Below are 21,328 nucleotides of genomic sequence, written 5' to 3' on the forward strand. Positions count from 1 at the left end.
GTGCATCCTTGCTGCTGAATATCTGAATTGGCGCTCATATAGCCTTGGGCGCGGCCCGCTTTCAAGCGCTGCCGCCCAGTCTTGGTCCTTGTTCCGCGGTTTTGAGCGGCTAAGGTGGCGGTATGACATTCGATCAAAGTGTTTTATTTGCCCTTTTTGCCGCCGTCTTTGGCCTGCTTCTGTGGGGGCGCTGGCGATACGACCTGGTGGCCTTTGCCGCGCTGATGGCAGGCGTGGTGCTGGGGGTGGTGCCCGCGGGCGAGGCGTTTGCCGGTTTCGGGCACCCGGCAACGCTGGTGGTGGCGCTGGTGCTGATCGTCTCGGCCGGGCTGGTGCGGTCGGGCGCGGTGTTCTTGATCACCCGGACGCTGGTGGACAGCGCCCGCGGCCTGGGCGCCCACATCGCGCTGATGGGCGGGGTCGGCGCTGTGCTGTCGGCCTTTATGAACAATGTGGCAGCGCTGGCGCTGCTGATGCCGGTGGATATTCAGACTGCCCGCAAGGCGGGCCGCGCCCCGGGGCTGAGCCTGATGCCCCTGTCCTTTGCCACCATCCTGGGCGGCATGGCGACACTGATCGGCACCCCACCCAACATCATAATCGCTGCGATCCGCGAGGAAACCCTGGGCGAGCCGTTCCGGATGTTCGATTTTGCCCCGGTGGGCGGTGCGGCGGCGCTGGCGGGCTTGGCATTTGTGGCGCTGATCGGCTGGCGGCTGATCCCGGCGCGGGAGAACGCGGCCGGCGCCTCGGAGGCGCAGCTGGCGCCTTATATCGCCGAGCTGACGGTGGGCGAGGAGTCCGATCTCATCGGCAAGCGGCTGGGGGAGCTGGAAGAAGAGGCTGAGAAGGCGGATGTCGCCATTCTCGGGCTGATCCGGGACGGCAAGCGGCGCTACGGGCGCTCTGTCGCTGCCATTCTGCGGGAGGGCGACGCGCTGGTGATAGAGGCCGAGCCGGAAGCGCTGGATGAATTCCGCAGCGCGCTGAAGCTGGATTTTGCAGATGCCGCCCGTCAGGAGAAGCTGACCGCGGCGGGTGAAGGGCTGGAGCTGCTGGAGCTGGTAGTGCCCGAGACCGCGCGCATCCGCGGCCGCAGCGCCCAGGCCATCGGGCTGTCCTGGCGGCAAAGCGCAGTGCTGCTGGGGATTGCCCGCCAAGGCCGCCGGATCACTCACCACATCCGCCAGACCAAGATCGAGGCGGGGGATATCCTGCTGCTTTTGTGTCCGCGCGGGCGCAGCGCCGATGTCGCTGATTGGCTGGGCTGCCTGCCGCTGGCCGCGCGCGGCCTGTCGGTGACTGCCAATGACAAGACCTGGGCCGCGATCGGGCTGTTTGCCGCGGCAGTGGTCGCGGCCTCGGTTGGGCTGCTGTATCTGCCGGTTGCGCTGGGTTTGGTCGCTGTGGGCTATGTGCTGCTGAAGATCCTGCCGGTGGCAGAGATCTATGACCATGTTGAGTGGCCGGTGGTGGTTTTGCTCGGCTCGATGATCCCGCTGGGGGCGGCGCTGGATTCCTCTGGCGGCACCGCGCTGATTGCCAATGCGCTGAACGGGCTGACGGCGGGGCTGCCGGCCTGGGCGGTGCTGGCGGTGCTGATGGTGGTCACCATGACGCTGTCGGATGTGCTGAACAACACCGCCACGGCGATTGTCGCGGCCCCTGTGGCGATCGAGATGGCAAACACCCTGGGGGTCTCTCCGGATCCGTTCCTGATGGCGGTAGCGGTTGCGGCGTCCGCGGCGTTCCTGACCCCCATCGGGCACAAGAACAACACGCTGGTGCTGGGGCCTGGCGGCTATCGCTTTGGCGATTACTGGCGCATGGGCCTGCCGCTGGAGGTGCTGGTCATCGCGGTGTCGATCCCGGCCATTCTGGTCTTCTGGCCGCTGTAGCCGGCGGCGGAGAACGTTTGCTCAGAAGGTCGGCCAGAGCCCGTCAGAAGGGTTTTGCGGCCTGCGATGCAGCCAGAACCGCCTGACCGGCATCGGGCGCCCAAACCTGCGACGCCAGCGCGATGGCCGTCGAACCAGCCAGCACAACAAACAGAAATATTCTCCTCGTCTCCATCTTTACCCCCTTTGGACTCTTACTCTGTTCCATATGGGGTGGGCGCCGCTAATTTCCCGTAAAGACCTGCACGTCCGGCGGGTGTCCGCCGCTTTCAGTCCCTTTTGCGCTGATCAGAGCGGCCACATGAAGGGAATGATCAGCGAAGCCAGCATGCCGACAGTCAGGTTCAGCGGGATGCCGACGCGCAGGAAATCGGTGAACTTGTAGCCGCCGGGGCCGTAGACCAGCGTATTGGTCTGATAGCCGATCGGGGTGGCAAAGGAGGCCGAGGCCGCCACCATCACCGCCACCACCAGCGGCCGCGGATCCACGCCCATGGCCTGCGCCAGTCCAATGGCGATCGGGGTGACGACCACCGCGACAGCATTGTTGGAGACCAGCTCCGTCAGCACCGACGTGAGCAGGTAAACCGCCCAGACCAGCAGGAACGGCGGCAGCATCGACAGGGCTGGCGCAATGGCGTTGACGATCAGGCTGACAGCACCGGAGCTTTCCAGCGCCGCACCAATCGCCAGCATAGAGAAAATCAGTGCCAGAAGCCGGCCGTCCACAAAGGAAAACGCCTCATCCGCGTCGATGCAGCGGGTCACAAAAACCAGTGATACCGACATCACCGACAGCATCAGGATCGGCGCTACGCCAAAGGCCGCCAGCACAACGATGCCGAACAGCGCCACAACCGCAATCGGCGCATGGCTGCGGCGGTAAGCGCGCTGGGTCGGCTGCGAGACATCGGCCAGGTCCATGTCGGCCGCCAGACGCTGGATGTCGGCGGGGGCGCCCTCCAGCAGCAGCGTGTCGCCGATCCGCACCACCAGATCATCAAGCTGCACGCCGATATTCTGGTTCCGCCGGTGCACCGCCAGCGTATATACACCATAGCGGCGGCGCAGACGCATGGCGCCAAGCGAACGTCCCACCATGCGGCAGCCGGGGGTGATCAGCACTTCGACGGTATGGGTCTCCACCGCGGAGACCTGATCGACCCGCTTCAGCTCCTTGTTGCTTTGCAGGCTCAAAAGTTCGGTCATCCTTGTGCGCAAAACAACGCGGTCGCCGACCTGCAGCTCGACGCCTTTGAGGTTGCGGCGCAAGGAATCGTCGCCGCGGATCACGTCGATCAGCCGCACGCCCGGGCGCTTGAACAACTGCACGCCGGTGACTTCGCGGCCGATCAGGTTGCTTTCCGGCGGGATTACCGCCTCGGTGAAGAACTTCATTTTCGACTTGTCGCTCAGCATCGCCGCCATGCTGTCGCGTTCCGGCAGCAGCCGCGGCGCGATGAAGCGCAGGTAGACCATGCCGTAGACGATCAGGATCAGCCCCAGCGGGGTGACCTCGAAGATGGTGAAGGGTTTCAAGCCCTGCGCCCGGGCAACACCATCCACCAGAAGGTTGGTCGAGGTGCCGATCAGGGTCAGCGTCCCGCCCAGGATTGCGGCATAACTCAGCGGGATCAGCATCTTGGAGGCCGAAACCTTCAACGTCCGTGCGATCTGGATGAACACCGGGATCATCACCACCACCACCGGCGTATTGGACACCACGGCCGAGGCGGACACCACAAAGGCCATCAGCAAGGCCACGGCGAGCCTGGGGTTCACCTCCGCCTGCTTCTTGGCAATCTGGGTGAAGGCGTCGAGGGCGCCTGTCCGCACCAGGGCGCCCATGATGATAAACATCGCCGCAATGGTCCAGGGCGCCGGGTTTGCCAGCACCGGCAGCGCCTCGCTGTAGGGGAGAATGCCGGTGGCCAGCATCGCCGCCACGCCGGTCAGCGCCACAACCTCTGTCGGGTAGGTTTCCCGCAGGAACGCCAAGAACATGGCCAGGACAATTGCAAGCGCCAGGACCGCGCTGCCGGTGTCACCAAGTTGGAAAAACTGCATGTGCCGTGACTATGCCCATATTGATTAAGGCGGGTTTAGCGCGCGGGACAGCGCTGTGCCATCGCGCAGTTTCCCTGAAACTTTTTGGCGGGGCAAGAATTACCGCACCCGCTGGGGCTGATCCGGTGCCAATCAGGAAAATTGGCAGCAATTCGCTGCCATTCCGGCCGAACTTTCCGCCTCAGGCAGCGCAAGAGGACATGCGGCCGCCGGTCAGAGCGCCGATTCCTGCAGCAGCCCGCCATTGCGCACCATCCGAATCTGTTTCGCAGCGCCGGTGCGGTCGTCGGTTTCCACAAACACGCCGGACAGGGTCGCTTCGCCGTTTGCCGGGGTAAAGCGCGTTTTCGGCATGCCGGTCAGGAAGCGGCGCATCGGTTCGGCCTTGTCCATGCCAATGACCGAGTTGTAATCGCCGCACATGCCCGCGTCGGTCAGATAGCCGGTGCCTTCGGACAGGATCTGCGCATCGGCGGTCGGCACATGGGTATGGGTGCCTGCAACCAGCGACGCGCGGCCGTTGCAGAAATGGCCCATTGCCATCTTCTCTGAGGTCGCCTCGCAATGCATGTCGACAATGACCGCCTGCGCCAGCCCGCCGCGCGGATGCGCTTTCAGCACAGCCTCCACCGCGCCGAAGGGGTCGTCAAAGGCGCGTTTCATGAACACCTGCCCCAGCACCTGCACCACCAGCACCTTGCGCCCGCCCGGCGCATTGAACAGCCGGAAGCCGCGGCCCGGCGCGCCCTTGGCAAAGTTCAGCGGCCGGATGATGCGCTGTTCCTTCTCGATGAACTGCAGCATGTCCTTCTGGTCGAAGGCATGATCGCCCAGTGTCAGGCAGTCGACGCCGGCGTCCAGCAGCAGCTTGGCGTGCTCGCCGCTCAGCCCCATGCCGTTGGAGGCGTTTTCGCCGTTCACCACGACAAAATCGAGCCGCCACTCCTGCCGCAGCCGCCGCAGATTTTCGGTGACGGCACGGCGCCCGGCGCGGCCCATCACATCGCCTAGAAACAGAATTCGCATTGCGGCGTGGTACGCGGATGCGCCCGCCAGGACAAGTCCCGCGGCGGGCGCGCAAAACTTTTCTGAAAAGTTTTGCCAAGATTTTTCAGAAAAATCCTGGCTGCCGGGGGCCGGCGTCAGCGTTTGAACTGCAAAATGCGGCTTTCGGTCACGATCATGTCGAGCGGCTGGTCGGTGGGTTCCAGCGGCAGGTCTTCGGCCTCTTGCGCGTCAAAGGCAAAGCCGATCGCCAGCGTCGCCCGCTTGCCGCGCAGCAGTTCCAGCGTGCGGTCGTAAAAGCCGCCGCCATAGCCCAGCCGCCCGCCAGTGGCATCAAAGGCAACCAGCGGCACCACCAGGATTTCCGGTTCAAAGAAATCGTCAACCTCCGGCACCATGGCGCCGAACGGGCCGTCACGCAGCGGGCCGTCGGGCTGCCAGCGGCTGAACTTCAGCGGCTTGCCCGCGCCCATGATCACCGGCACGCCGACGGGCCCGTGTGCTGCGGCCTCTGCCATGGCAGGCACCGGGTCAATCTCGGTGCGGATTGGCAAGAAACCTGACAGCGGCACGCCCCGGTAGCCGGCCAGCACCTCCGACAGGTGGCCCGCAGCGCCGGGAATGTTGCGGGCATGCGCCTCCTTGCGGCGGGCAAAGGCGGCCTTGCGGGCGGCGGCCTTGATTTCGGTCAGATCCGTCATAGCGGTCTCCTACAGCAGTACGGCGGCGGCCAGGCCCAGGAAGGCGAAGAAGCCCACCACGTCGGTCACCGTGGTTACAAAGGCGCCGGAAGCCAGGGCCGGGTCAATTCCGGTCTTCTCCAATAGAACCGGGATCACGGTGCCCGCCAGCCCCGCCACGACCAGATTGACCACCATAGCGACGGCGATCACCACACCCAGCATCGGCGAGCCAAACCAGGCCAGGCCCACCAGCCCCATCACGATGGCAAAGATCACACCGTTGACCAGCCCCACCAGAACCTCGCGGCGGATCACCCGCCAGACGTTGGAGCCTGTGAGGTCGCGGGTGGCGATGGCGCGCACCGCCACCGTCAGCGACTGGGTGCCCGCATTGCCGCCCATGGAGGCGACAATCGGCATCAGCACGGCCAGCGCCACGATCTGGGCAATCGCCGCCTCGAATTGAGCGATGACCAGCGAGGCCAGCACTGCCGTCACCAGGTTGACCGCCAGCCAGGGAAAGCGGCGCTTGGTGGTCTCAATCACCCGGTCGGCGAGCGAGCTTTCCTCGCCGACGCCAGCCAGGCGCAGAATGTCCTCCTCGTGTTCCTCGTCCAGCACGATCATCGCATCGTCGATGGTGATCACGCCGACCAGCCGCCCCTCGTCGTCCACCACAGGGGCCGAGATCAGGTGGTACTGATTAAATGCATAGGCCACGTCTTCCTCGTCCTGATCGGCGGGAATGACCTGAAACGTCTCCTCCAGCAGATCGGTCAGCGGCACTTCGCGCTTGGCGGCCATGATCCGGCCCAGGGTGACGTTGCCAACCGGATGGAGGCGCGGATCAACCAGAACCACATGGTAGAACTGCTCCGGCAAGTCCTCGGAGTTGCGCATGAAATCAATGGCCTGCCCGACATTCCAATGCTCGGGCGCCATCACCACCTCGCGCTGCATCAGACGGCCGGCAGAGTTTTCCGGGAAGCTCAGGGATTGTTCGACCGCGACCCTGTCGGCATCCTCAAGCGCATCCAGGATGGCTTCCTGCTGCGGCACCTCCAGGTCTTCAAGCAGATCGACGACATCGTCGCTTTCCATCTCCCGCACCGCATCGGCCAAGACCAGCGGGTTGAGGATTTCGATGACCTCTTCGCGGATGCTTTCATCCAGTTCCGACAGGATTTCGCCGTCGAATTCCCGGTCATAGAGGCGGATCAGCCTGGTCCGCTCCGCCGATTCGATCTGTTCCAGAAGGTCGGCGATGTCAGCCGCGTGCAGGCCTTCCAGCAGCTCAGTCAGGGCCTGCTGGTCGCCCTGCTCCACCGCCTCCAGAATCTGGGCCACCAGCTTGCGGTCCAGGTCATAGGCGTCGTCCTGAGACAGGTCGCCGGAGATGTTGTCGCCGCTGCTCATGTGATGCCCCCGGAGTATTTTGTGAGTATTTGCCTGCAAAATAGAAGAAGCCGCTACCGGAAAACAATGACAATGGCATAATCTGTCCGGAGCTGATGCGGCGGGTACCCTGCGCGGGGTGCATTTGCAAGGAAAGGGTTGGAAATATGGCCACCGGTTTCATCCTGAAGGGACAGGTTCTGTCCTTCTCCGGCTCGCCTTTTGACGGGGAGCGCCCGGAATACGCGGCCCGGCTGCAGGAGGCGGTGGCGGTGCAGGACGGGCGGATCGCGGGTGCCGGCACGCTGGCGGAAATGCAGGCGCTTCTGCCAGAGGCGGCGACCGTGGATCACAGCGGCAAGCTGATCATGGCGGGCTTTGTCGATGCCCATGTGCATTACCCGCAGACCGCGATCATCGCCAGCTGGGGCAAGCGGCTGATCGACTGGCTGAACAGTTATACCTTCCCGGAGGAAATGCGGTTTGCGGACCGGGCCTATGCCGATGAAATCGCCGCGCGCTATCTGGACCTGACCGCGGCGCATGGCACCACAACGGTCTGCAGCTATTGCACTATCCATTCCGAAAGCGTCGATGCGTTCTTTGCCGCGGCGCAGGCGCGCGGCCAGCGGGTGGCGGCGGGCAAAACCTGCATGGACCGCAACGCGCCGGAGGGGCTGCGGGACACGGCGCAGTCGGCCTATGACGACTCGGAGGCTTTGATCGGACGCTGGCACGGAGTGGACCGCCTGGAGTACGCCATCACCCCGCGGTTCTCCCCCACCTCGACGCCGGAGCAGCTCGAGGCGATGGGCGCGCTGTGGGGCAAGCATCCGGAATGCCTGATGCAGACGCACCTGAGCGAGCAGACAGATGAGATTGCCTGGGTCCGGGAGCTGTTCCCGCAGGCGCGGGATTACCTGGACACCTATGAGGAGTTCGGCCTGCTGGGCGCCAAGGGGCTTTATGGCCACGCCATCCACCTGGAGGAGCGCGAGCGGCACCGGCTGCGCGATTATGGCGCGGCGCTGATCCATTGCCCGACGTCAAACACCTTCATCGGCTCCGGCCTGTTTGACATGGCCGGGCTGATGGCGGAGGGGCAGCGGATCGGCCTTGCCACCGACACCGGCGGCGGGTCGAGTTTTTCGATGCTGCGCACGATGGCGGCGGCCTATGAGATCGGCCAGCTGCGCGGCACGCCGCTGCACGCGGCGCAGCTGTTGTGGCTGGCGACCCAAGGATCAGCCACGGCGCTGCGGATGGATGGGAAGATCGGCAATATCGCGGCAGGCATGGAGGCGGATCTGGTGGTGCTGGACCTGGCCTCCACCCCGGCCATTGCGCAGCGCGCCGATAGGGCCGAAGATGTCTGGGAAGCGGTGTTCCCGACCATCATGATGGGTGATGACCGCGCCATTGCCGAGACCTGGATCGGCGGCAAGCGGGTTTAGGAGAGGCGCTGGCGCGCCTCTGCCTCCGGCGGGGATATTTTCAGCCAGATGAAGGACGGATCCTCTACTGCATCAACCGTTGCGCCAGCTGGCCGTGGCGCTCGATCAGGCGCGGCAGGTCCAGTGTGGTGAGTTCGCCGCCGCGGATGATCTGCTTGCCCTCGACGAACAGGTGTTTGACCTGCGTGGGGCCGGCCAGCAGCAAGGCCGCCGGGTCCCAGCTGCCGCTGGAGGCGATGCCGGTGGCGTCCCAGATCGCAATATCCGCGCGCTTGCCGGGTTCGAGGCGGCCGCAGTCGGGGCGGCCCAGCACATCAGCGCCGCCGCGGGTGGCGATCTCCAGGGTTTCATAGGCGCTCATCGCGTCCGCGCCATTGGCGACCCTTTGCAGCAGCATGGCTTGGCGTGCTTCGGCACTGAGGCTGGCCATATCGTTGCTGGCAGAGCCATCCACCCCCAGCCCGACCGGCACGCCTGCGTCGCGCATCGCGCGCACCGGCGCGATACCGCTTCCCAGGCGGCAGTTGGAACAGGGGCAATGGGCAACTCCCGTTCGGGTTCTGGCAAAAAGATCAATCTCTTGCACGTCGAGCTTGACGCAATGCGCGTGCCAGACATCATCGCCGGTCCAGCCGAGTTCCTCGGCGTATTGGCCGGGGCGGCAGCCGAACTGCGCCTGGGAATAGGCGATGTCCTCGTCGTTTTCGGCCAGGTGGGTGTGCAGCATCACTCCCTTGTCGCGGGCCAGCAGCGCGGCGTCGCGCATCAGCTCCCGGCTGACTGAGAACGGCGAGCAAGGTGCCAGGCCAACCCGGCACATGGAGCCTTCAGCCGGGTCATGGAAGGCGTCCACCACCCGGATCATGTCGTCCAGGATGGCCCGTTCGTCTTCGACCAGGCTGTCCGGCGGCAGGCCGCCGTCGCTTTCGCCGATGCTCATCGCGCCGCGGGTCGGGTGGAAGCGCAGGCCCACGTCACGGGCGGCGTGGATGGTGTCCTCCAACCGGGAGCCGTTGGGGTAGAGATACAGGTGGTCGGAGCTGAGGGTGCAGCCCGACAGTGCCAGTTCGGCCAGGCCCAGCTGGGCAGAGACGAACATCTCGTCAGGAGTGAACTGCGCCCAAACCGGATACAGCCGCTGCAGCCAGCCGAACAGCAGCGCGTCCTGCGCGCCCGGCACTGCGCGGGTGAGGTTCTGGTAAAGGTGGTGGTGGGTGTTGACCAGACCGGGCGTCACCACGCAGCCGCGGCCGGAGACGGTCTCGCCGCTGGTCTCCAGCCCCTGCCCTACCGCGGCAATTTGGCCGCCGCGGATCAGCACATCCGCCCCGTGCAGCACCCGCCGCGCATCGTCCATCGTCAGGACGGTATCGGCATTTTGAATCAGGATTTCTGCCATCGTCACACACTCCTTTTGGCAGCCCGCTTCAGTGGAATGTGTGATTGGCCGATGGAAAACGGGCGAAGAACCGGCCTGTTGCGCAGATTACAAGCAGGCTCCGCCGGTTTCAAGCCTGTCAGGCCTGGCGCAGCAGCTCCAGCGCAGCGGCGTGAATCCGTGGATTGGCGGCGGCCAAGGCACGGCCGCCCTGATGCGCCGGGTTGCCCTGCCAGTCTGTCACGATGCCGCCCGCCGCCTGGATCAATGCTATCGGCGCCTGGATGTCATAGGCGTTGAGGCCCGCCTCAATCACCAGATCAACCTGTCCTGCGGCCACCAGCGCATAGGCATAGCAATCGGTGCCGTAACGGGTCAGCTTGGCGCGGGCAGACACCCGCTCGAACCCGGCGCGCTCCTCGGCGGTGCCGACCTCCGGAAAGGTGGTGAACAGGATGGCGTCCTCCAGCGCGGCGGTGGCGCGGGTTTCCAGCGGCCTCTCGCCCAGCGGGCCGGTCATCATGGCGGTCTCAGGGCCGCCGCAAAAACGCTCGCCGGTGTAGGGCTGGTCGATCACCCCCAGGAACGGGCCATTTTCATCCGCCAGCGCAATCAGAACGCCCCAGGTCGGCGTGCCGCTGATGAAGCCGCGGGTGCCGTCGATCGGGTCCAGCACCCAGGTGCGGCCGGAGGTGCCGGGTTCTGAGCCGAACTCCTCGCCCAGGATGCCGTCCGCAGGGCGCAGCTCTGCCAGCACGGCGCGCATTGCTTGCTCTGCCGCGCGGTCGGCCACGGTGACGGGATCAAACCCGCCAGCCAGCTTGTTTTCGGTGTTCAGGGAGGTGGTGCGGAAATGCGGCAGGATGGCAGCGCGGGCCGCGTCTGCCATCCTGTGCGCAACATCGAGATCGGAAAAAGCGGCCTGTGTCATGCGTGAACGGGTGCCACCCGGCCGGTTTTATTGCAAGCGCAAATCCCGCCGCGAAGCCGGTTTTGCGCCGCAATGGCCGTCAGGACCCGTCCAGCTTTCAGGCGGCGTCGCTCAGCACCCGCGCCAGTTCGAACAGGCGGCGGCGCTGGTTTTCCGGGATCGCGTAGTAGGACCGCACCAGATCGAGCGCTTCCTTGTCGCCCATCAGATCCTCCGGCACGGCGGTCTTTTCGGCCGGGGCCTTGCCTTCTTCCTGCAAGCCTTCGAAGAAAAAGCTCACCGGCACCTCGAGGGCGTCGGAAATATCCCACAACCGCGACGCGCTGACCCGGTTGGCACCGGTCTCATACTTCTGAATTTGCTGGAATTTAATGCCGACTTGTTCGGCTAGCTGCTGCTGCGTCATGCCGATCAGCCACCGGCGGTGGCGGATGCGCTTTCCCACATGCACGTCAACGGGATGAGCCATGCGTTTCTCCTAGTCTCAAAATCCGGCTGCACCCCGGACCGCTGCATTCCTATAACCTGTTCTGGCGCCTTCAAATCTTTGCCGGAACACGGTTCCCCATCAGAGCGATCTGAGATCAACCTCTAAGCAAAAGTGTACAACCCTTGCGGTTGATTGCAAGACTGCCGTCGCCCCCGGCGGGGCCCGAAAGCTCAACCGCATGATTTCATGTATCATTTTTATAAACGTTTTATTGCCAAGCGGCTGCAGATCGCGTACCTCCCCAAAAATAGCGAGGTGTGCCCGGGTGCGGAGGCCCGGCAGTGTACCGCTTCGAATCACCCCGATTCCCGCAAAAGGTGAGGAAGAAATATGCTGGCTTACCAAGTTTCCGGCTTCGACAGACCGGCAGCCCTGACGGAAACCGGATGCCCGCAGCCAGGCCCGGGAGAAGCGGCTATTGCGCTGCGGGCCTGCGGCCTGAACTTTGCCGATCTGCTGATGATGAAGGGCAGCTATCAGGACACGCCGGAACCGCCCTTCACCCTGGGGCTGGAGGCCGCCGGCGTGGTGACGGCGCTGGGAGAGGGAACCGAAGGATTTGCCGTTGGCGACCGGGTGGCTGTGTTCGGCGGCTGCGGCGGGCTGGCGGAGGCGGGCGTGTTCGATGCCGCGCGGCTGATCCGGATCCCCGATGAAATGAGTTTCGAACATGCCGCGGCGATGCAGATCGCCTATGGCACCAGCCATATGGCGCTGGATCACTGCGCCCGGCTGCAGCCTGGCGAGACATTGCTGGTGACGGGCGCTGCCGGCGGTGTCGGCCTGACAGCGGTCGAGATCGGCAAGCTGATGGGGGCAACGGTAATTGCCCAGGCCCGCGGCCAGGAGAAGCTGGAGGTGGCCGCAGCCGCCGGGGCGGATCACCTGATCGACGCGGGCGAGGACCTGCGCAGTGCGGTGAAGGCGCTTGGCGGCGCGGATGTTGTTTACGATGCAATCGGCGGCGACGTGTGGAAGGCCGCCTTCCGGTCCGCCAATCCCGGTGCGCGGCTGCTGCCGGTGGGCTTTGCCGGCGGCGAGGTGCCGCAGATCCCGGCCAACCACCTGCTGGTGAAGAACCTGACGGTGATCGGATTCTATCTGGGCGGCTACATGAAATTCCGTCCCGAAGCGGTGCGCCGGTCCTTTGAGACGCTGTTTGCCTGGCACGGTGAGGGCCGCATCAAGCCGCACATCAGCCACGTGCTGCCGCTGGAACAGGCTGGTGAAGGGCTGGAGCTGCTGCGCAGCCGCAAATCCACTGGCAAGGTCGTAATCACCACAGGCACCGGCAGCTGATTGCAAGGGAGGGCTGACGGCCGAACAGCTGCCTGCGCGAAGGCGCCCGCCCGCCGCCGGTGCATCTGCCAATTCGCCTGGCCCAAGGCCGTTAGGGACGCGCTGGCAAAGCCAGGGCGGCCTGCGGGCGCGGGAGATGCGGCCGCCTTTTCCGCGGTCACTGTGTGCTCAATGCCCCGGCAACCGGATCCGCCCCGTGCCGGGGATGCCGCATGTCACCCGGCAGCCCGCAACGGTGCCGCCCACAGCCCCTGGAAGCCCTGGCGGATGAACTCGGCCAATTCTTCGACGTAAGGCGCACGCACGCGCTCCGCCCCGTAGAGATTGATGTGCTGCATCGGCAGGTCCGGCAGGCCGCAACCCTGGTCGATCAGCTCCTGATAGCCCGGCTGGGTGCCCTCGAGCAGCACGCCAACGGCTAGATCAGCGCTGACCGTCGCCTCGACCGTCCGGTCGGAATCGCTGTCGAGCGCCATCTCCCATTCGATGCCCGCCTCATCCAGCGCGGCCGTGGCCACCGGACGGAAGCTGCAGTTGCGGCAGAAGCCGAGCCGCAGCGGGCGCTGCCGCCAGACCGACCCGTCCGGCGCGCCGACCCAGCGCAGCGGCATGCTGTGGATCGTTTCACCGCCCTCACCCGCACCAGTTTCGGTGGTCAGGATCAGGTCAAAGGCGCCGCGCCCGAACTCTGTCTTGAGATCACGGGTGTTGGAAGTGCAAAGATTCACATTCACCCGCGGATAGCTGAGGTTGAACCGTTTCAGAACCGTGGGGATCACCGGGTGCACCACGTCATGCGGCACCCCGAGCAGCACCTCGCCCTCATAGGCCTGATCGGTCAGCCTGCCGATCACCTCGTCGTTCAGCGCCACCATTCTGCGGGCATATCCCAGCAACTGCTCGCCCTCTGCCGTCAGCGCAATGGTGCGGCCGGATCGGTCCAGCAGCGCCACGCCCAGCAGCTCCTCCAGCCGCTTCAGCTGCATGGAGACCGCCGACTGGGTGAGATGCAGGAACCCCGCCGCCCGTGTCACGCCGCCGTTGTCTGCCACCGCTGCAAAGGAGCGGAGCGTGGTGATATCGAGATTTCTTACCATCACAACACCTGATGCATTGTATCAAAAACATTCGTTTTCAAAATATGCCACAGGGAGCCATATTCATCAATACCATTGATCACCCAAAGGGTAAACATCACAAACTCAACTGAAGGATCCGCCGACATGACCCATGCAACAGCCTCATGCCCCGCCAGCTGCACCGCCCGTAAGCCGCAGCATTCGCTGTTCAGCCGCCTGCGCCTGCTCTGGTCTGTCCGGCGCCAGCGGGACCAGCTGGCAGCGCTGGATGACCGGGCGCTCAAAGACATCGGGCTGACCCGGTCACAAGCCGAGGCCGAAGCCCGCCGCGGGTTCTGGAGCGCGCCGGACCACTGGCTGCGCTGAGCGGAAAATCCGCCCCTGCCTGCCTTTTCCCGCGGGCTGCCGAAAAGCGGCCCGCTAACTTGCTTTTTTCATGTATTTCTTGGTCCGAAATACTTGAACCGCAAGGCGGTTAGCCCGATATTTACCGGGAAAGCTGCCGGCCGCGGCTCCGTTCGCGCGCGGGCAGCAAGGGAGTAGATTACGGAGACCATTGAGAATGGCACAGTTTGACACCATCCGGTCTGCTGCCGGCGCCCGCGCCGCGCAGATTGATGAGGGCCTTCGCGCCCATATGAACAAAGTCTACGCCACCATGGCGGCAGGCACGTTCATCACCTTCCTGGCCGCCTGGGCAATCGCCGGGCTGGCTGTCACCACCGATCCGGCAAACGCCGTGGCGCAGCTGAGCGCTGACAAGTACCTGACCAACGTCGGGTATGCGCTTTATGCCTCGCCGCTGAAGTGGGTCATCATGTTTGCCCCGCTGGCCTTTGTGTTCGGCATCGGCGCCGCCGCAAACCGCATGTCCGCAGCCGGCGTGCAGCTGCTGTTCTACGTCTTTGCCACGGTGATGGGCCTGTCGATCAGCTCGATCTTCCTGGTCTTCACCGGCGAAAGCATCGTGCAGGTGTTCCTGATCACCTCTATCGCCTTTGCGGGCCTGTCGCTGGTGGGCTACACCACCAAGAAGGACCTCAGCGGCATGGGCGCCTTCCTGATCATGGGCCTGATCGGCCTGATCGTGGCGTCGATTGTAAACATCTTCCTGGCATCCTCCGCCATGGCATTTGCGATCTCGGTGATCGGCGTGCTGATCTTTGCGGGCCTCACAGCCTATGACACCCAGCGGATCAAGAACGACTACCTGCAGATGGCCCATGCGGGCGACCAGGAGTGGCTGGCGAAATCCGCGATCATGGGCGCGCTGAGCCTGTATCTGGACTTCATCAACATGTTCATGATGCTGCTCCAGCTGCTTGGCAACCGCGAATAAGCGCACCTCCATTTCAGGCATTGCAAGGGGCGGATCGCAAAGATCCGCCCCTTCTTATTTCAACAACAAAAACAAGGTATTCCCCATGAACATTATTGAGGTTCCCGCCAAAGAGGCCGAGCGCCTGGTGCCGATGCTGCAGGACCTGCACGCGCTGCACGTCACCCATCAGCCGGAGCGCCACATTCCGGCACCCGGCAGCGACGGTCTGGCCAAATGGCTGCAGGACTGGCTGAGCGGGGAAGATGTCTTTGCGCTGGCCGCGGAGAGCCCGCAGGGCACCCTGCTGGGCTATCTGGTCTATGAACTGCAGGAGCGCCCTGCCCTGCCGGTCCGCCCGGCCGAGACACGCGCCATGCTGCACCATATTTCAGTCACGGAGGCCTGGCGGCGGATGGGCGTCGGCAAGGCACTGGTAGAGGCAATGCAGGCCCGCGCGCTGAACGCCGGGGCCACGGTGATCGCGGCCACCTATGCGCCCTTCAACACCGCCTCAGCCGCGCTGATGAAGGGAATGGGAATGGGAATGGAGCCGGTGCTGACCATGGCGGAATGGCGCGCCTGAGGCCCGTTAACGGCTTAAGGCCCGTGAATTCAGGACCCTAAGCCGGAGCAGTCCAGGCCTGTGGAAATGGCAATGGTGCCGCGGCTGCTCGCCACCTCGCGGATATCACCCTCCAGGCGGCAGCCCGACGCCCCGGTCACCAGGCCGCGGAAGTCCGCTTCGGCGATGTCCGGCAGGCTGGGCACTGCACTGTCCTCAGGCACGCTCAGCACTGCCATTCCTGCGCTGCCGGACCGGACCAGGCACAAGGCAAGTTCCCGTCCCTGGAACTCCACGATCCTGTCTATCACAGCGTGGTCCCGGCCTGCGGGCTCCGCCGCTGGAACCGGGGCTGAAGGCGCGGAATGCAGGTGAACCGCCGTCACCGCTGGCGGCAGCGGGACTGCCGCCGCTGTTGTATCAAAGGAACTTGAAACCGGTGCCGAGGCCGCTGTCAGCGCCGCGGCGATCGCAAATGTCTTCACAGCTCATCCACCCGTTTGCTCATTAACCCACAAGTGTCAGCCTAGAGCAGAATTGCGGCAGGAAGATGCCGCGGCGGCAGGCAAATACGGACAATCAAAACAGCATTTACCGGGAATTAATGGCATTCGCTGTCCCGCCGGGGCAGCTGCAAAAGAAAACGGGCCGCGCCTGGCGCGACCCGTTTCCGGAAATCATTCCGAAGGAAAGGCTTACTTGATTTTGCCTTCCTTGTACTCGACGTGCTTGCGCACAACCGGGTCGTACTTCCGCACAACCATTTTCTCGGTCATGGTGCGTGCGTTCTTCTTGGTGACATAGAAGTGGCCGGTGCCCGCGCTCGAGTTCAGGCGGATTTTGATGGTGGTCGGCTTCGCCATGGTGCTTCTCCTGCGTCCGAAAAGGCAGGGGCCTCTCGGTAAATTCCTATCTGAAGCCCGGCTTTTACCCGCCTCAGCCCCCAAGTCAATAGGATTCGCCCCCATTCCCCAAGGGATTTATGCGCAGAAGGCCTGTAAGCCGGATCCTGTCCCCCCGGGACCGTAATCCCGGGTTCGACGGCCATTCATCTAGGCGGCGCATTGCTGCGCCGCTCAAGCTGCCAACCCGGCCCCTCTCGGCTGAAGCGAACCTAGCGGCGGTTTCCCGGTTGCCCGGGACCTGCCCGCGCGGGGGCCCTATTTGGCATTGCTCCCGGTGGGGCTTGCCGTGCCGCCGCTGTTGCCAGCAGCGCGGTGGGCTCTTACCCCACCGTTTCACCCTTACCCGCGCGGATGCTCCTTTGGCGGACCTCCGGTCCGGCGGGCGGTCTGTTTTCTGTGGCGCTTTCCGTCGGGTTTCCCCGCCCGGGCGTTACCCGGCACCGTTGCTTCATGGAGTCCGGACTTTCCTCGAGGGGGGCTTGCGCGCCCCGCGCGGCCGTCCAGCCTTCTGCGCGACTGGAGGCGTAGAAACATCAGCGTGCGGCGTCAAGCGGATAGTGCAGATTCAGGGGCTTTGCCCCCCTTGGCCTCACGGCCAATTCACCCCAGGATATTTTCAGCCGGATGAAGACAGGATCCTTTATTCATCTGGCCGGAAATATCCCGGAGCGCGAGGCAGAGCCTCGCATATTATCAGGGTTCAAGCGCGTCAGCCCCCAGGGGGGCGAAATCCGCTAGCGTCAGCGGGCCGCGCGCCCAGGGGCGGAACCGCAGGCGGACGGCGGCCAGAAGCGCCTCATCCTCCGCTTGCGCCGTGAAACCGGCTGCAGCGGCGGCCTTGCGGAACTTCGCAAAGGATGGGTTCTGCGGCACCCGGCCCTCGCCGGCCGCTGCCGCCAGCCCCTGCCGCGCCAGACGGTTCCAGTCAAACCGCGGGCCCGGGTCGGACTTCCGCCCCGGCGCCATGCAGGAATGCCCGATCACACCCGCGGCCGGGATGCTCCAGCGCTGCATCACACCGCGCATCAGCTCTTCCAGCGCGGCCATTTGCGGCGCGCCGAACGGGTGCGAGCCGAGGTTGTCGAGTTCGATGCCGATGGAGCGGGAGTTGATATCCGCCTGCCCCCGCCATTCGCCGGCTCCGGCGTGCCAGGCGCGGTGTTCTTCCGCCACCATCTGCCACAGGGTGCCGTCAGTGCCGATCAGATAGTGGGCGGAAACCTCCGCCGCCGGATCGCAGAGCCGCTCAAGCGCGGCCTGCGCACCCTTCATGGCGGTGTAGTGCAAAACGATCAGGGACGGCTTCAAGCCGTCCCTGCGGGGCCCGAAGTTGGGGCTCGGGTGCCAGAGGGCACCCGGCTGATCAGGCCCGCGCGGATCCGCGGCCATCAGTTCTGGACGGCCAGCCGGTAAGGTGCCGGGTCCCAGCCGCAGGCATAGCCGTCGCCATCCGGGTCCAGAGCCTTGCGGTCGCGCTCCGGCCCGCCGGCGTCAAGAAAGGCGACCTGGGCCTGGTCGGGGGAGGCAAACTCTGCGCAGTTGCGCTGGTTGCGGGCCTTCAGGTTGATACCGGAGCGGCTGTAGACGCGCACGCCCTTGGGATTGCTGGTGCCGAGGGCATAGCGCACGATGTTGGGCCCTGCCTCCTCCGTGCGCTGCGGCACTGCAACCGGCTGCACCTGCTGGTACTGCGCCCGCTGGCGCTCCAGCCGGGCGGCGTCGCTCTCGATCGACTGCCGGGCGGAGACCGCCTGAAAGTCGTTCTCGTCCGAAATCCGGCCATCGCCGGCCATCTGCGGTGCCGGGTTCGCGGGGCTTGCCTGCAGCGGCTCAGCGCCGGAGCCGGTACCGGAGGCCGCCAGCGCTGCGGCGGTTTCGCGGGCGATGTCCGCGCCGCTGGCGGCAGTGCTGGCGGTATTGAACGTGCCCGCCGCAGCTGCCGAGCCTGGGCTGCGCGGGGCTGTTGCTGCCGGCACCGGTTCCGTCGACACCCGCGCCGGCGGCACCAGCGGATCACCGTTGATGGTCGTGCCCGCGGCGGGCGGCGGCGCGAAGGGATCGCCATCAATGCCTGCGGCACTGTCGGGGACTTGGGGCGAACAGGCAGCCATCACCAAAAGGCTGCCTGCGGCGGCGTAAGATGCGAATGCGCGCATGGGGTTACCTGTCTGCTCTGCTCAAGTGCTGAGGCGGAGGTTTACCACCATTGCTGCGGCTTGGCTACAAAGCCGGCCGCATTCTCCAGCGCATAGGCAGTGTTCAGCAGATCGCCCTCGTCCCACGGCTTGCCAATGAGCTGCAGACCCAGCGGCAGACCCTGCTTGTCGAGCCCCGCAGGCACCGCCACACCCGGCAGGCCCGCCAGGTTCACGGTGACTGTGAAGACGTCGTTCAGGTACATCTGCACCGGATCCGCCTCGGTCATCTCGCCCAGGCCAAAGGCCGCGGACGGCGTGGCCGGGGTCAGGATGGCGTCGACGCCGGCGGCAAAGACGTCCTCGAAGTCCTTCTTGATCAGGGTGCGGACCTTGCGGGCGCGGTTATAGTAGGCGTCATAGAAGCCTGCCGACAGCACGTAGGTGCCGACCATGACACGGCGCTGCACTTCGTGGCCGAAGCCCTCGGCGCGGGTCTTCTCGTACATTTCGGTGATGCCGTCACCCGCTTCCAGCGTGGCGCGGCGGCCATAACGGACGCCATCATAGCGCGCGAGGTTCGAGGAGGCCTCAGCCGGGGCGATCACATAGTAGGCGGGCAGCGCATACTTGGTGTGGGGCAGCGAGATGTCGACGATCTCCGCACCTGCGGCCTTGAGCATTTCGGCGCCGTCGGACCACAGTTTCTCGATCTCGCCCGGCATGCCGTCCATACGGTATTCCTTGGGGATACCGATTTTCTTGCCCTTGATGTTGCCCGTCAGCATCGCCTCGAAATCCGGCACTGCCAGTTCGGCAGAGGTCGAATCCTTGGGGTCGTGGCCGCACATGGCTTCCAGCATGATGGCGGCGTCGCGCACCGACTTGGTCATCGGGCCTGCCTGGTCCAGCGAGGACGCAAAGGCGACGATGCCCCAGCGCGAGCAGCGGCCGTAGGTCGGCTTGATCCCGACGGTGCCGGTGAAGGCGGCAGGCTGGCGGATCGAGCCGCCGGTATCGGTGCCGGTGGCCGCGAGGCAGAGGTCGGCTGCCACGGCAGCCGCGGAGCCGCCAGAGGAGCCGCCCGGGGTCAGCTGGGCGTCGTCATTGCCGCGGCGCCAGGGGCTGACGGCGTTGCCGTAGACCGAGGTTTCGTTGGAGGAGCCCATGGCGAACTCATCCATGTTCAGCTTGCCCAGCATCACGGAGCCGGCATCGGCCAGTTTCTGCGAAACGGTCGATTCATACTCCGGCTTGAAGCCTTCGAGGATCCTGGAGGACGCCTGCGAGGGCACGCCCTTGGTGCAGAACAGATCCTTGATGCCCACCGGCAGGCCGCACATGGACGGCGCATCGCCCGCCTTGATGCGGTCGTCCGCCGCCTTGGCGCGTTCCATCGCAATCTCAGGCGTCTTGTGCACGAAGGCGTTCAGCGCGTCAGCCGCATCAATTGCCTTGAGGCAGGCCTCGGTCAGCTCGACGGAGGTGGTGTCGCCCTTGCGCAGCGCGTCGCGGGCCTCTGCCAGGCCCAGTTTGTTCAGATCGCTCATGTCTCTCACTCCACGACTTTGGGCACGGCGAAGAAACCTTCGCGGGCGTCCGGCGCATTGGCCAGGATCTTGTCCTGCTGGTTGCCGTCGGTGACTTCGTCCTTGCGGCGCTTGAGGCGCTGCGGAGTGACCGAGGTCATCGGCTCGACGCCCTCGACATCCACCTCGTTCAGCTGCTCGATGAATCCCAGGATATTGTTGAACTCGTCTGCCAGCGCCGGCAGCGCGTCGTCCTCGACCTTGATCCGGGCCAGTTTGGCCACCTTGGCGGCGGTGCTTTGGTCAATCGACATGGAAACCCTCATCTGGTGTTGGATAGGCATTTACCGCCGTGCCGCCTGCGCTGCAAGCCGGCTGCGGCGTGCGGCGGCCGGGAAAACGGCGGCGCCCGCAGTTCCGGCACGTCTGGATATCATTTTCGCCTCAGCCTGCTAGGCTGCGGGCATTAGAACCGGGAGGAGATGACAGATGAAGATCATTTGGCTGGGCCACGGCTCGTTCCGCATCGAAACAAGCGGCCAGGCGCTGCTGGTGGACCCCTGGCTGACCGGCAATCCGGTGCTGCCTGAGGAGCAGCAAGAGGCGGCGGTTTCCGGAGCCACGCACATCCTGCTGACCCATGCGCATTTCGACCATGTGGTCGACGTGCTGCCGCTGGCCAAACGGCTGAAGGTGCCGGTGATCGGACAATACGATCTGATGGGGCTTTGGGGCGAGACCGAAGGGGTAGAGACCACCGGCTTCAACAAGGGCGGCACGGTGGACCTGGGCGATGTGCAGGTTGCGATGGTGCCGGCGTCGCACAGCTCCACCTTCAGCACCGAGGATGGCTTGCGCACCGGCGGCTCTGAAGTGGGATACATGCTGATGGCGGAGGGCAAGACGGTCTATCTGTCCGGCGACACTGCGATCATGGCGGACATGGATTGGATGGGGGATTATTACAAGCCGGACGTGGGCATCCTGTCAGCAGGCGGCCATTTCACCATGGACATGAAGCAGGCGGCCTATGCGGCGAAACGCTATTTCAATTTCAAGACAGTGATTCCCTGCCACTACAAGAGCTTTCCGATCCTGGAGCAGGACGCCAAGGACCTGATCGAAGGCCTGCCCGGGGTGGACGTGATCGAGCCTGAAGTGATGCAGGCGATCGAGATCTGAGGCCGCGCCCGGCTG

22 protein-coding genes and 1 other RNA gene are annotated in these 21,328 nt (G+C 64.8%); 7 read left to right on the forward strand and 16 right to left on the reverse strand.

Features of this window, described 5'->3' with window-relative positions; translation table 11 throughout:
- Nucleotides 1-122 precede the first annotated feature (122 nt).
- Nucleotides 123-1,898 carry an SLC13 family permease gene (locus ACTRWG_RS15265; RefSeq protein WP_027238183.1) on the forward strand — a complete coding sequence of 592 codons (1,776 nt, stop codon included), beginning with the start codon at nucleotides 123-125 and terminating at the stop codon, nucleotides 1,896-1,898.
- Between the two features lie 43 nt (nucleotides 1,899-1,941).
- Here ACTRWG_RS15265 and ACTRWG_RS15270 read toward each other — a convergent pair whose 3' ends face one another.
- The 5 genes from ACTRWG_RS15270 to mgtE all read right to left on the reverse strand — a co-directional run bounded on the left by ACTRWG_RS15270 (nucleotide 1,942) and on the right by mgtE (nucleotide 7,069).
- Nucleotides 1,942-2,106, reverse strand: coding sequence for a hypothetical protein (locus ACTRWG_RS15270; RefSeq protein ID WP_209320226.1), 165 nt, complete (start codon nucleotides 2,104-2,106; stop codon nucleotides 1,942-1,944).
- A gap of 80 nt (nucleotides 2,107-2,186) precedes the next feature.
- Nucleotides 2,187-3,965, reverse strand: a complete 1,779-nt coding sequence (locus ACTRWG_RS15275) for an SLC13 family permease (protein WP_027238184.1) — start codon at nucleotides 3,963-3,965, stop codon at nucleotides 2,187-2,189.
- Nucleotides 3,966-4,178: 213 nt separating this feature from the next.
- A complete protein-coding gene (locus ACTRWG_RS15280; RefSeq protein WP_027238185.1) occupies nucleotides 4,179-4,991 on the reverse strand; it encodes a TIGR00282 family metallophosphoesterase in 813 nt (270 codons plus the stop codon).
- 116 nt (nucleotides 4,992-5,107) lie between these two features.
- Nucleotides 5,108-5,671, reverse strand: a complete 564-nt coding sequence (locus ACTRWG_RS15285; RefSeq protein ID WP_027238186.1) for a 5-formyltetrahydrofolate cyclo-ligase — start codon at nucleotides 5,669-5,671, stop codon at nucleotides 5,108-5,110.
- Between the two features lie 9 nt (nucleotides 5,672-5,680).
- On the reverse strand, nucleotides 5,681-7,069 hold the full coding sequence (mgtE, locus tag ACTRWG_RS15290; protein ID WP_027238187.1) for a magnesium transporter: 1,389 nt from the start codon (nucleotides 7,067-7,069) through the stop codon (nucleotides 5,681-5,683).
- A 146-nt stretch (nucleotides 7,070-7,215) separates the two neighbouring features.
- Here mgtE and guaD point away from each other — a divergent pair, with 146 nt between their 5' ends.
- Nucleotides 7,216-8,502 (forward strand): guanine deaminase, encoded by a 1,287-nt coding sequence (gene guaD / locus ACTRWG_RS15295; protein ID WP_027238188.1) that lies wholly within the window; start codon nucleotides 7,216-7,218, stop codon nucleotides 8,500-8,502.
- A gap of 64 nt (nucleotides 8,503-8,566) precedes the next feature.
- Here guaD and ACTRWG_RS15300 read toward each other — a convergent pair whose 3' ends face one another.
- The 3 genes from ACTRWG_RS15300 to ACTRWG_RS15310 form a co-directional block, all read right to left on the reverse strand.
- Nucleotides 8,567-9,901 carry an 8-oxoguanine deaminase gene (locus ACTRWG_RS15300; RefSeq protein WP_027238189.1) on the reverse strand — a complete coding sequence of 445 codons (1,335 nt, stop codon included), beginning with the start codon at nucleotides 9,899-9,901 and terminating at the stop codon, nucleotides 8,567-8,569.
- A 118-nt stretch (nucleotides 9,902-10,019) separates the two neighbouring features.
- The gene (gene hisN / locus ACTRWG_RS15305; RefSeq protein WP_027238190.1) at nucleotides 10,020-10,811 is read right to left on the reverse strand and encodes a histidinol-phosphatase; all 792 of its coding nucleotides are present in this window, start codon (nucleotides 10,809-10,811) and stop codon (nucleotides 10,020-10,022) included.
- A 97-nt stretch (nucleotides 10,812-10,908) separates the two neighbouring features.
- A complete protein-coding gene (locus ACTRWG_RS15310; RefSeq protein ID WP_027238191.1) occupies nucleotides 10,909-11,280 on the reverse strand; it encodes a helix-turn-helix domain-containing protein in 372 nt (123 codons plus the stop codon).
- Nucleotides 11,281-11,631: 351 nt separating this feature from the next.
- On the opposite strand from ACTRWG_RS15310, the gene ACTRWG_RS15315 reads away from it, so the two are divergent.
- Nucleotides 11,632-12,600, forward strand: a complete 969-nt coding sequence (locus tag ACTRWG_RS15315; protein WP_027238192.1) for an NADPH:quinone oxidoreductase family protein — start codon at nucleotides 11,632-11,634, stop codon at nucleotides 12,598-12,600.
- A 215-nt stretch (nucleotides 12,601-12,815) separates the two neighbouring features.
- Here ACTRWG_RS15315 and ACTRWG_RS15320 read toward each other — a convergent pair whose 3' ends face one another.
- Complete coding sequence (locus ACTRWG_RS15320) at nucleotides 12,816-13,697, reverse strand: LysR family transcriptional regulator (protein ID WP_027238193.1); 882 nt, start codon at nucleotides 13,695-13,697, stop codon at nucleotides 12,816-12,818.
- 126 nt (nucleotides 13,698-13,823) lie between these two features.
- On the opposite strand from ACTRWG_RS15320, the gene ACTRWG_RS15325 reads away from it, so the two are divergent.
- The 3 genes from ACTRWG_RS15325 to ACTRWG_RS15335 all read left to right on the forward strand — a co-directional run bounded on the left by ACTRWG_RS15325 (nucleotide 13,824) and on the right by ACTRWG_RS15335 (nucleotide 15,583).
- The gene (locus tag ACTRWG_RS15325) at nucleotides 13,824-14,045 is read left to right on the forward strand and encodes a DUF1127 domain-containing protein (RefSeq protein WP_027238194.1); all 222 of its coding nucleotides are present in this window, start codon (nucleotides 13,824-13,826) and stop codon (nucleotides 14,043-14,045) included.
- A 196-nt stretch (nucleotides 14,046-14,241) separates the two neighbouring features.
- On the forward strand, nucleotides 14,242-15,018 hold the full coding sequence (locus ACTRWG_RS15330) for a Bax inhibitor-1/YccA family protein (protein ID WP_027238195.1): 777 nt from the start codon (nucleotides 14,242-14,244) through the stop codon (nucleotides 15,016-15,018).
- An 85-nt stretch (nucleotides 15,019-15,103) separates the two neighbouring features.
- Nucleotides 15,104-15,583, forward strand: a complete 480-nt coding sequence (locus ACTRWG_RS15335) for an N-acetyltransferase family protein (protein ID WP_462829548.1) — start codon at nucleotides 15,104-15,106, stop codon at nucleotides 15,581-15,583.
- A gap of 29 nt (nucleotides 15,584-15,612) precedes the next feature.
- Here the strand turns inward: ACTRWG_RS15335 and ACTRWG_RS15340 are convergent, their stop codons facing one another.
- The 7 genes from ACTRWG_RS15340 to gatC form a co-directional block, all read right to left on the reverse strand.
- Nucleotides 15,613-15,801 carry a hypothetical protein gene (locus ACTRWG_RS15340; RefSeq protein ID WP_462829549.1) on the reverse strand — a complete coding sequence of 63 codons (189 nt, stop codon included), beginning with the start codon at nucleotides 15,799-15,801 and terminating at the stop codon, nucleotides 15,613-15,615.
- 456 nt (nucleotides 15,802-16,257) lie between these two features.
- Nucleotides 16,258-16,425, reverse strand: a complete 168-nt coding sequence (gene rpmG, locus ACTRWG_RS15345) for a 50S ribosomal protein L33 (RefSeq protein ID WP_008554190.1) — start codon at nucleotides 16,423-16,425, stop codon at nucleotides 16,258-16,260.
- Between the two features lie 119 nt (nucleotides 16,426-16,544).
- An RNA gene (gene rnpB, locus ACTRWG_RS15350) (RNase P RNA component class A) lies at nucleotides 16,545-16,979 on the reverse strand.
- Nucleotides 16,980-17,160: 181 nt separating this feature from the next.
- Entirely contained in the window at nucleotides 17,161-17,856 is a 696-nt protein-coding gene (locus ACTRWG_RS15355) for an N-acetylmuramoyl-L-alanine amidase (RefSeq protein ID WP_462829550.1), read from the reverse strand.
- On the reverse strand, nucleotides 17,856-18,623 hold the full coding sequence (locus ACTRWG_RS15360) for an excalibur calcium-binding domain-containing protein (protein ID WP_027238199.1): 768 nt from the start codon (nucleotides 18,621-18,623) through the stop codon (nucleotides 17,856-17,858). Before ACTRWG_RS15360 ends, ACTRWG_RS15355 begins: the two co-directional genes overlap by 1 nt.
- 41 nt (nucleotides 18,624-18,664) lie before the next feature.
- Complete coding sequence (gene gatA, locus ACTRWG_RS15365; RefSeq protein WP_462829551.1) at nucleotides 18,665-20,152, reverse strand: Asp-tRNA(Asn)/Glu-tRNA(Gln) amidotransferase subunit GatA; 1,488 nt, start codon at nucleotides 20,150-20,152, stop codon at nucleotides 18,665-18,667.
- A 5-nt stretch (nucleotides 20,153-20,157) separates the two neighbouring features.
- The gene (gene gatC / locus ACTRWG_RS15370) at nucleotides 20,158-20,445 is read right to left on the reverse strand and encodes an Asp-tRNA(Asn)/Glu-tRNA(Gln) amidotransferase subunit GatC (protein ID WP_259969017.1); all 288 of its coding nucleotides are present in this window, start codon (nucleotides 20,443-20,445) and stop codon (nucleotides 20,158-20,160) included.
- 175 nt (nucleotides 20,446-20,620) lie between these two features.
- On the opposite strand from gatC, the gene ACTRWG_RS15375 reads away from it, so the two are divergent.
- The gene (locus ACTRWG_RS15375; RefSeq protein WP_462829552.1) at nucleotides 20,621-21,313 is read left to right on the forward strand and encodes a metal-dependent hydrolase; all 693 of its coding nucleotides are present in this window, start codon (nucleotides 20,621-20,623) and stop codon (nucleotides 21,311-21,313) included.
- The last annotated feature ends 15 nt before the right edge of the window (nucleotides 21,314-21,328 follow it).

Source organism: Leisingera sp. G5_S3_59_S7 (assembly GCF_054968485.1).

Excerpts from the sequence above, each read along its gene's own strand:
- ACTRWG_RS15265 (WP_027238183.1), top strand. The coding sequence starts at position 123 with ATGACATTCGATCAAAGTGTTTTATTTGCCCTTTTTGCCGCCGTCTTT.
- ACTRWG_RS15270 (WP_209320226.1), bottom strand. The coding sequence starts at position 2,106 with ATGGAACAGAGTAAGAGTCCAAAGGGGGTAAAGATGGAGACGAGGAGA.
- ACTRWG_RS15275 (WP_027238184.1), bottom strand. The coding sequence starts at position 3,965 with ATGCAGTTTTTCCAACTTGGTGACACCGGCAGCGCGGTCCTGGCGCTT.
- ACTRWG_RS15280 (WP_027238185.1), bottom strand. The coding sequence starts at position 4,991 with ATGCGAATTCTGTTTCTAGGCGATGTGATGGGCCGCGCCGGGCGCCGT.
- ACTRWG_RS15285 (WP_027238186.1), bottom strand. The coding sequence starts at position 5,671 with ATGACGGATCTGACCGAAATCAAGGCCGCCGCCCGCAAGGCCGCCTTT.
- mgtE (WP_027238187.1), bottom strand. The coding sequence starts at position 7,069 with ATGAGCAGCGGCGACAACATCTCCGGCGACCTGTCTCAGGACGACGCC.
- guaD (WP_027238188.1), top strand. The coding sequence starts at position 7,216 with ATGGCCACCGGTTTCATCCTGAAGGGACAGGTTCTGTCCTTCTCCGGC.
- ACTRWG_RS15300 (WP_027238189.1), bottom strand. The coding sequence starts at position 9,901 with ATGGCAGAAATCCTGATTCAAAATGCCGATACCGTCCTGACGATGGAC.
- hisN (WP_027238190.1), bottom strand. The coding sequence starts at position 10,811 with ATGACACAGGCCGCTTTTTCCGATCTCGATGTTGCGCACAGGATGGCA.
- ACTRWG_RS15310 (WP_027238191.1), bottom strand. The coding sequence starts at position 11,280 with ATGGCTCATCCCGTTGACGTGCATGTGGGAAAGCGCATCCGCCACCGC.
- ACTRWG_RS15315 (WP_027238192.1), top strand. The coding sequence starts at position 11,632 with ATGCTGGCTTACCAAGTTTCCGGCTTCGACAGACCGGCAGCCCTGACG.
- ACTRWG_RS15320 (WP_027238193.1), bottom strand. The coding sequence starts at position 13,697 with ATGGTAAGAAATCTCGATATCACCACGCTCCGCTCCTTTGCAGCGGTG.
- ACTRWG_RS15325 (WP_027238194.1), top strand. The coding sequence starts at position 13,824 with ATGACCCATGCAACAGCCTCATGCCCCGCCAGCTGCACCGCCCGTAAG.
- ACTRWG_RS15330 (WP_027238195.1), top strand. The coding sequence starts at position 14,242 with ATGGCACAGTTTGACACCATCCGGTCTGCTGCCGGCGCCCGCGCCGCG.
- ACTRWG_RS15335 (WP_462829548.1), top strand. The coding sequence starts at position 15,104 with ATGAACATTATTGAGGTTCCCGCCAAAGAGGCCGAGCGCCTGGTGCCG.
- ACTRWG_RS15340 (WP_462829549.1), bottom strand. The coding sequence starts at position 15,801 with ATGGCAGTGCTGAGCGTGCCTGAGGACAGTGCAGTGCCCAGCCTGCCG.
- rpmG (WP_008554190.1), bottom strand. The coding sequence starts at position 16,425 with ATGGCGAAGCCGACCACCATCAAAATCCGCCTGAACTCGAGCGCGGGC.
- ACTRWG_RS15355 (WP_462829550.1), bottom strand. The coding sequence starts at position 17,856 with ATGGCCGCGGATCCGCGCGGGCCTGATCAGCCGGGTGCCCTCTGGCAC.
- ACTRWG_RS15360 (WP_027238199.1), bottom strand. The coding sequence starts at position 18,623 with ATGCGCGCATTCGCATCTTACGCCGCCGCAGGCAGCCTTTTGGTGATG.
- gatA (WP_462829551.1), bottom strand. The coding sequence starts at position 20,152 with ATGAGCGATCTGAACAAACTGGGCCTGGCAGAGGCCCGCGACGCGCTG.
- gatC (WP_259969017.1), bottom strand. The coding sequence starts at position 20,445 with ATGTCGATTGACCAAAGCACCGCCGCCAAGGTGGCCAAACTGGCCCGG.
- ACTRWG_RS15375 (WP_462829552.1), top strand. The coding sequence starts at position 20,621 with ATGAAGATCATTTGGCTGGGCCACGGCTCGTTCCGCATCGAAACAAGC.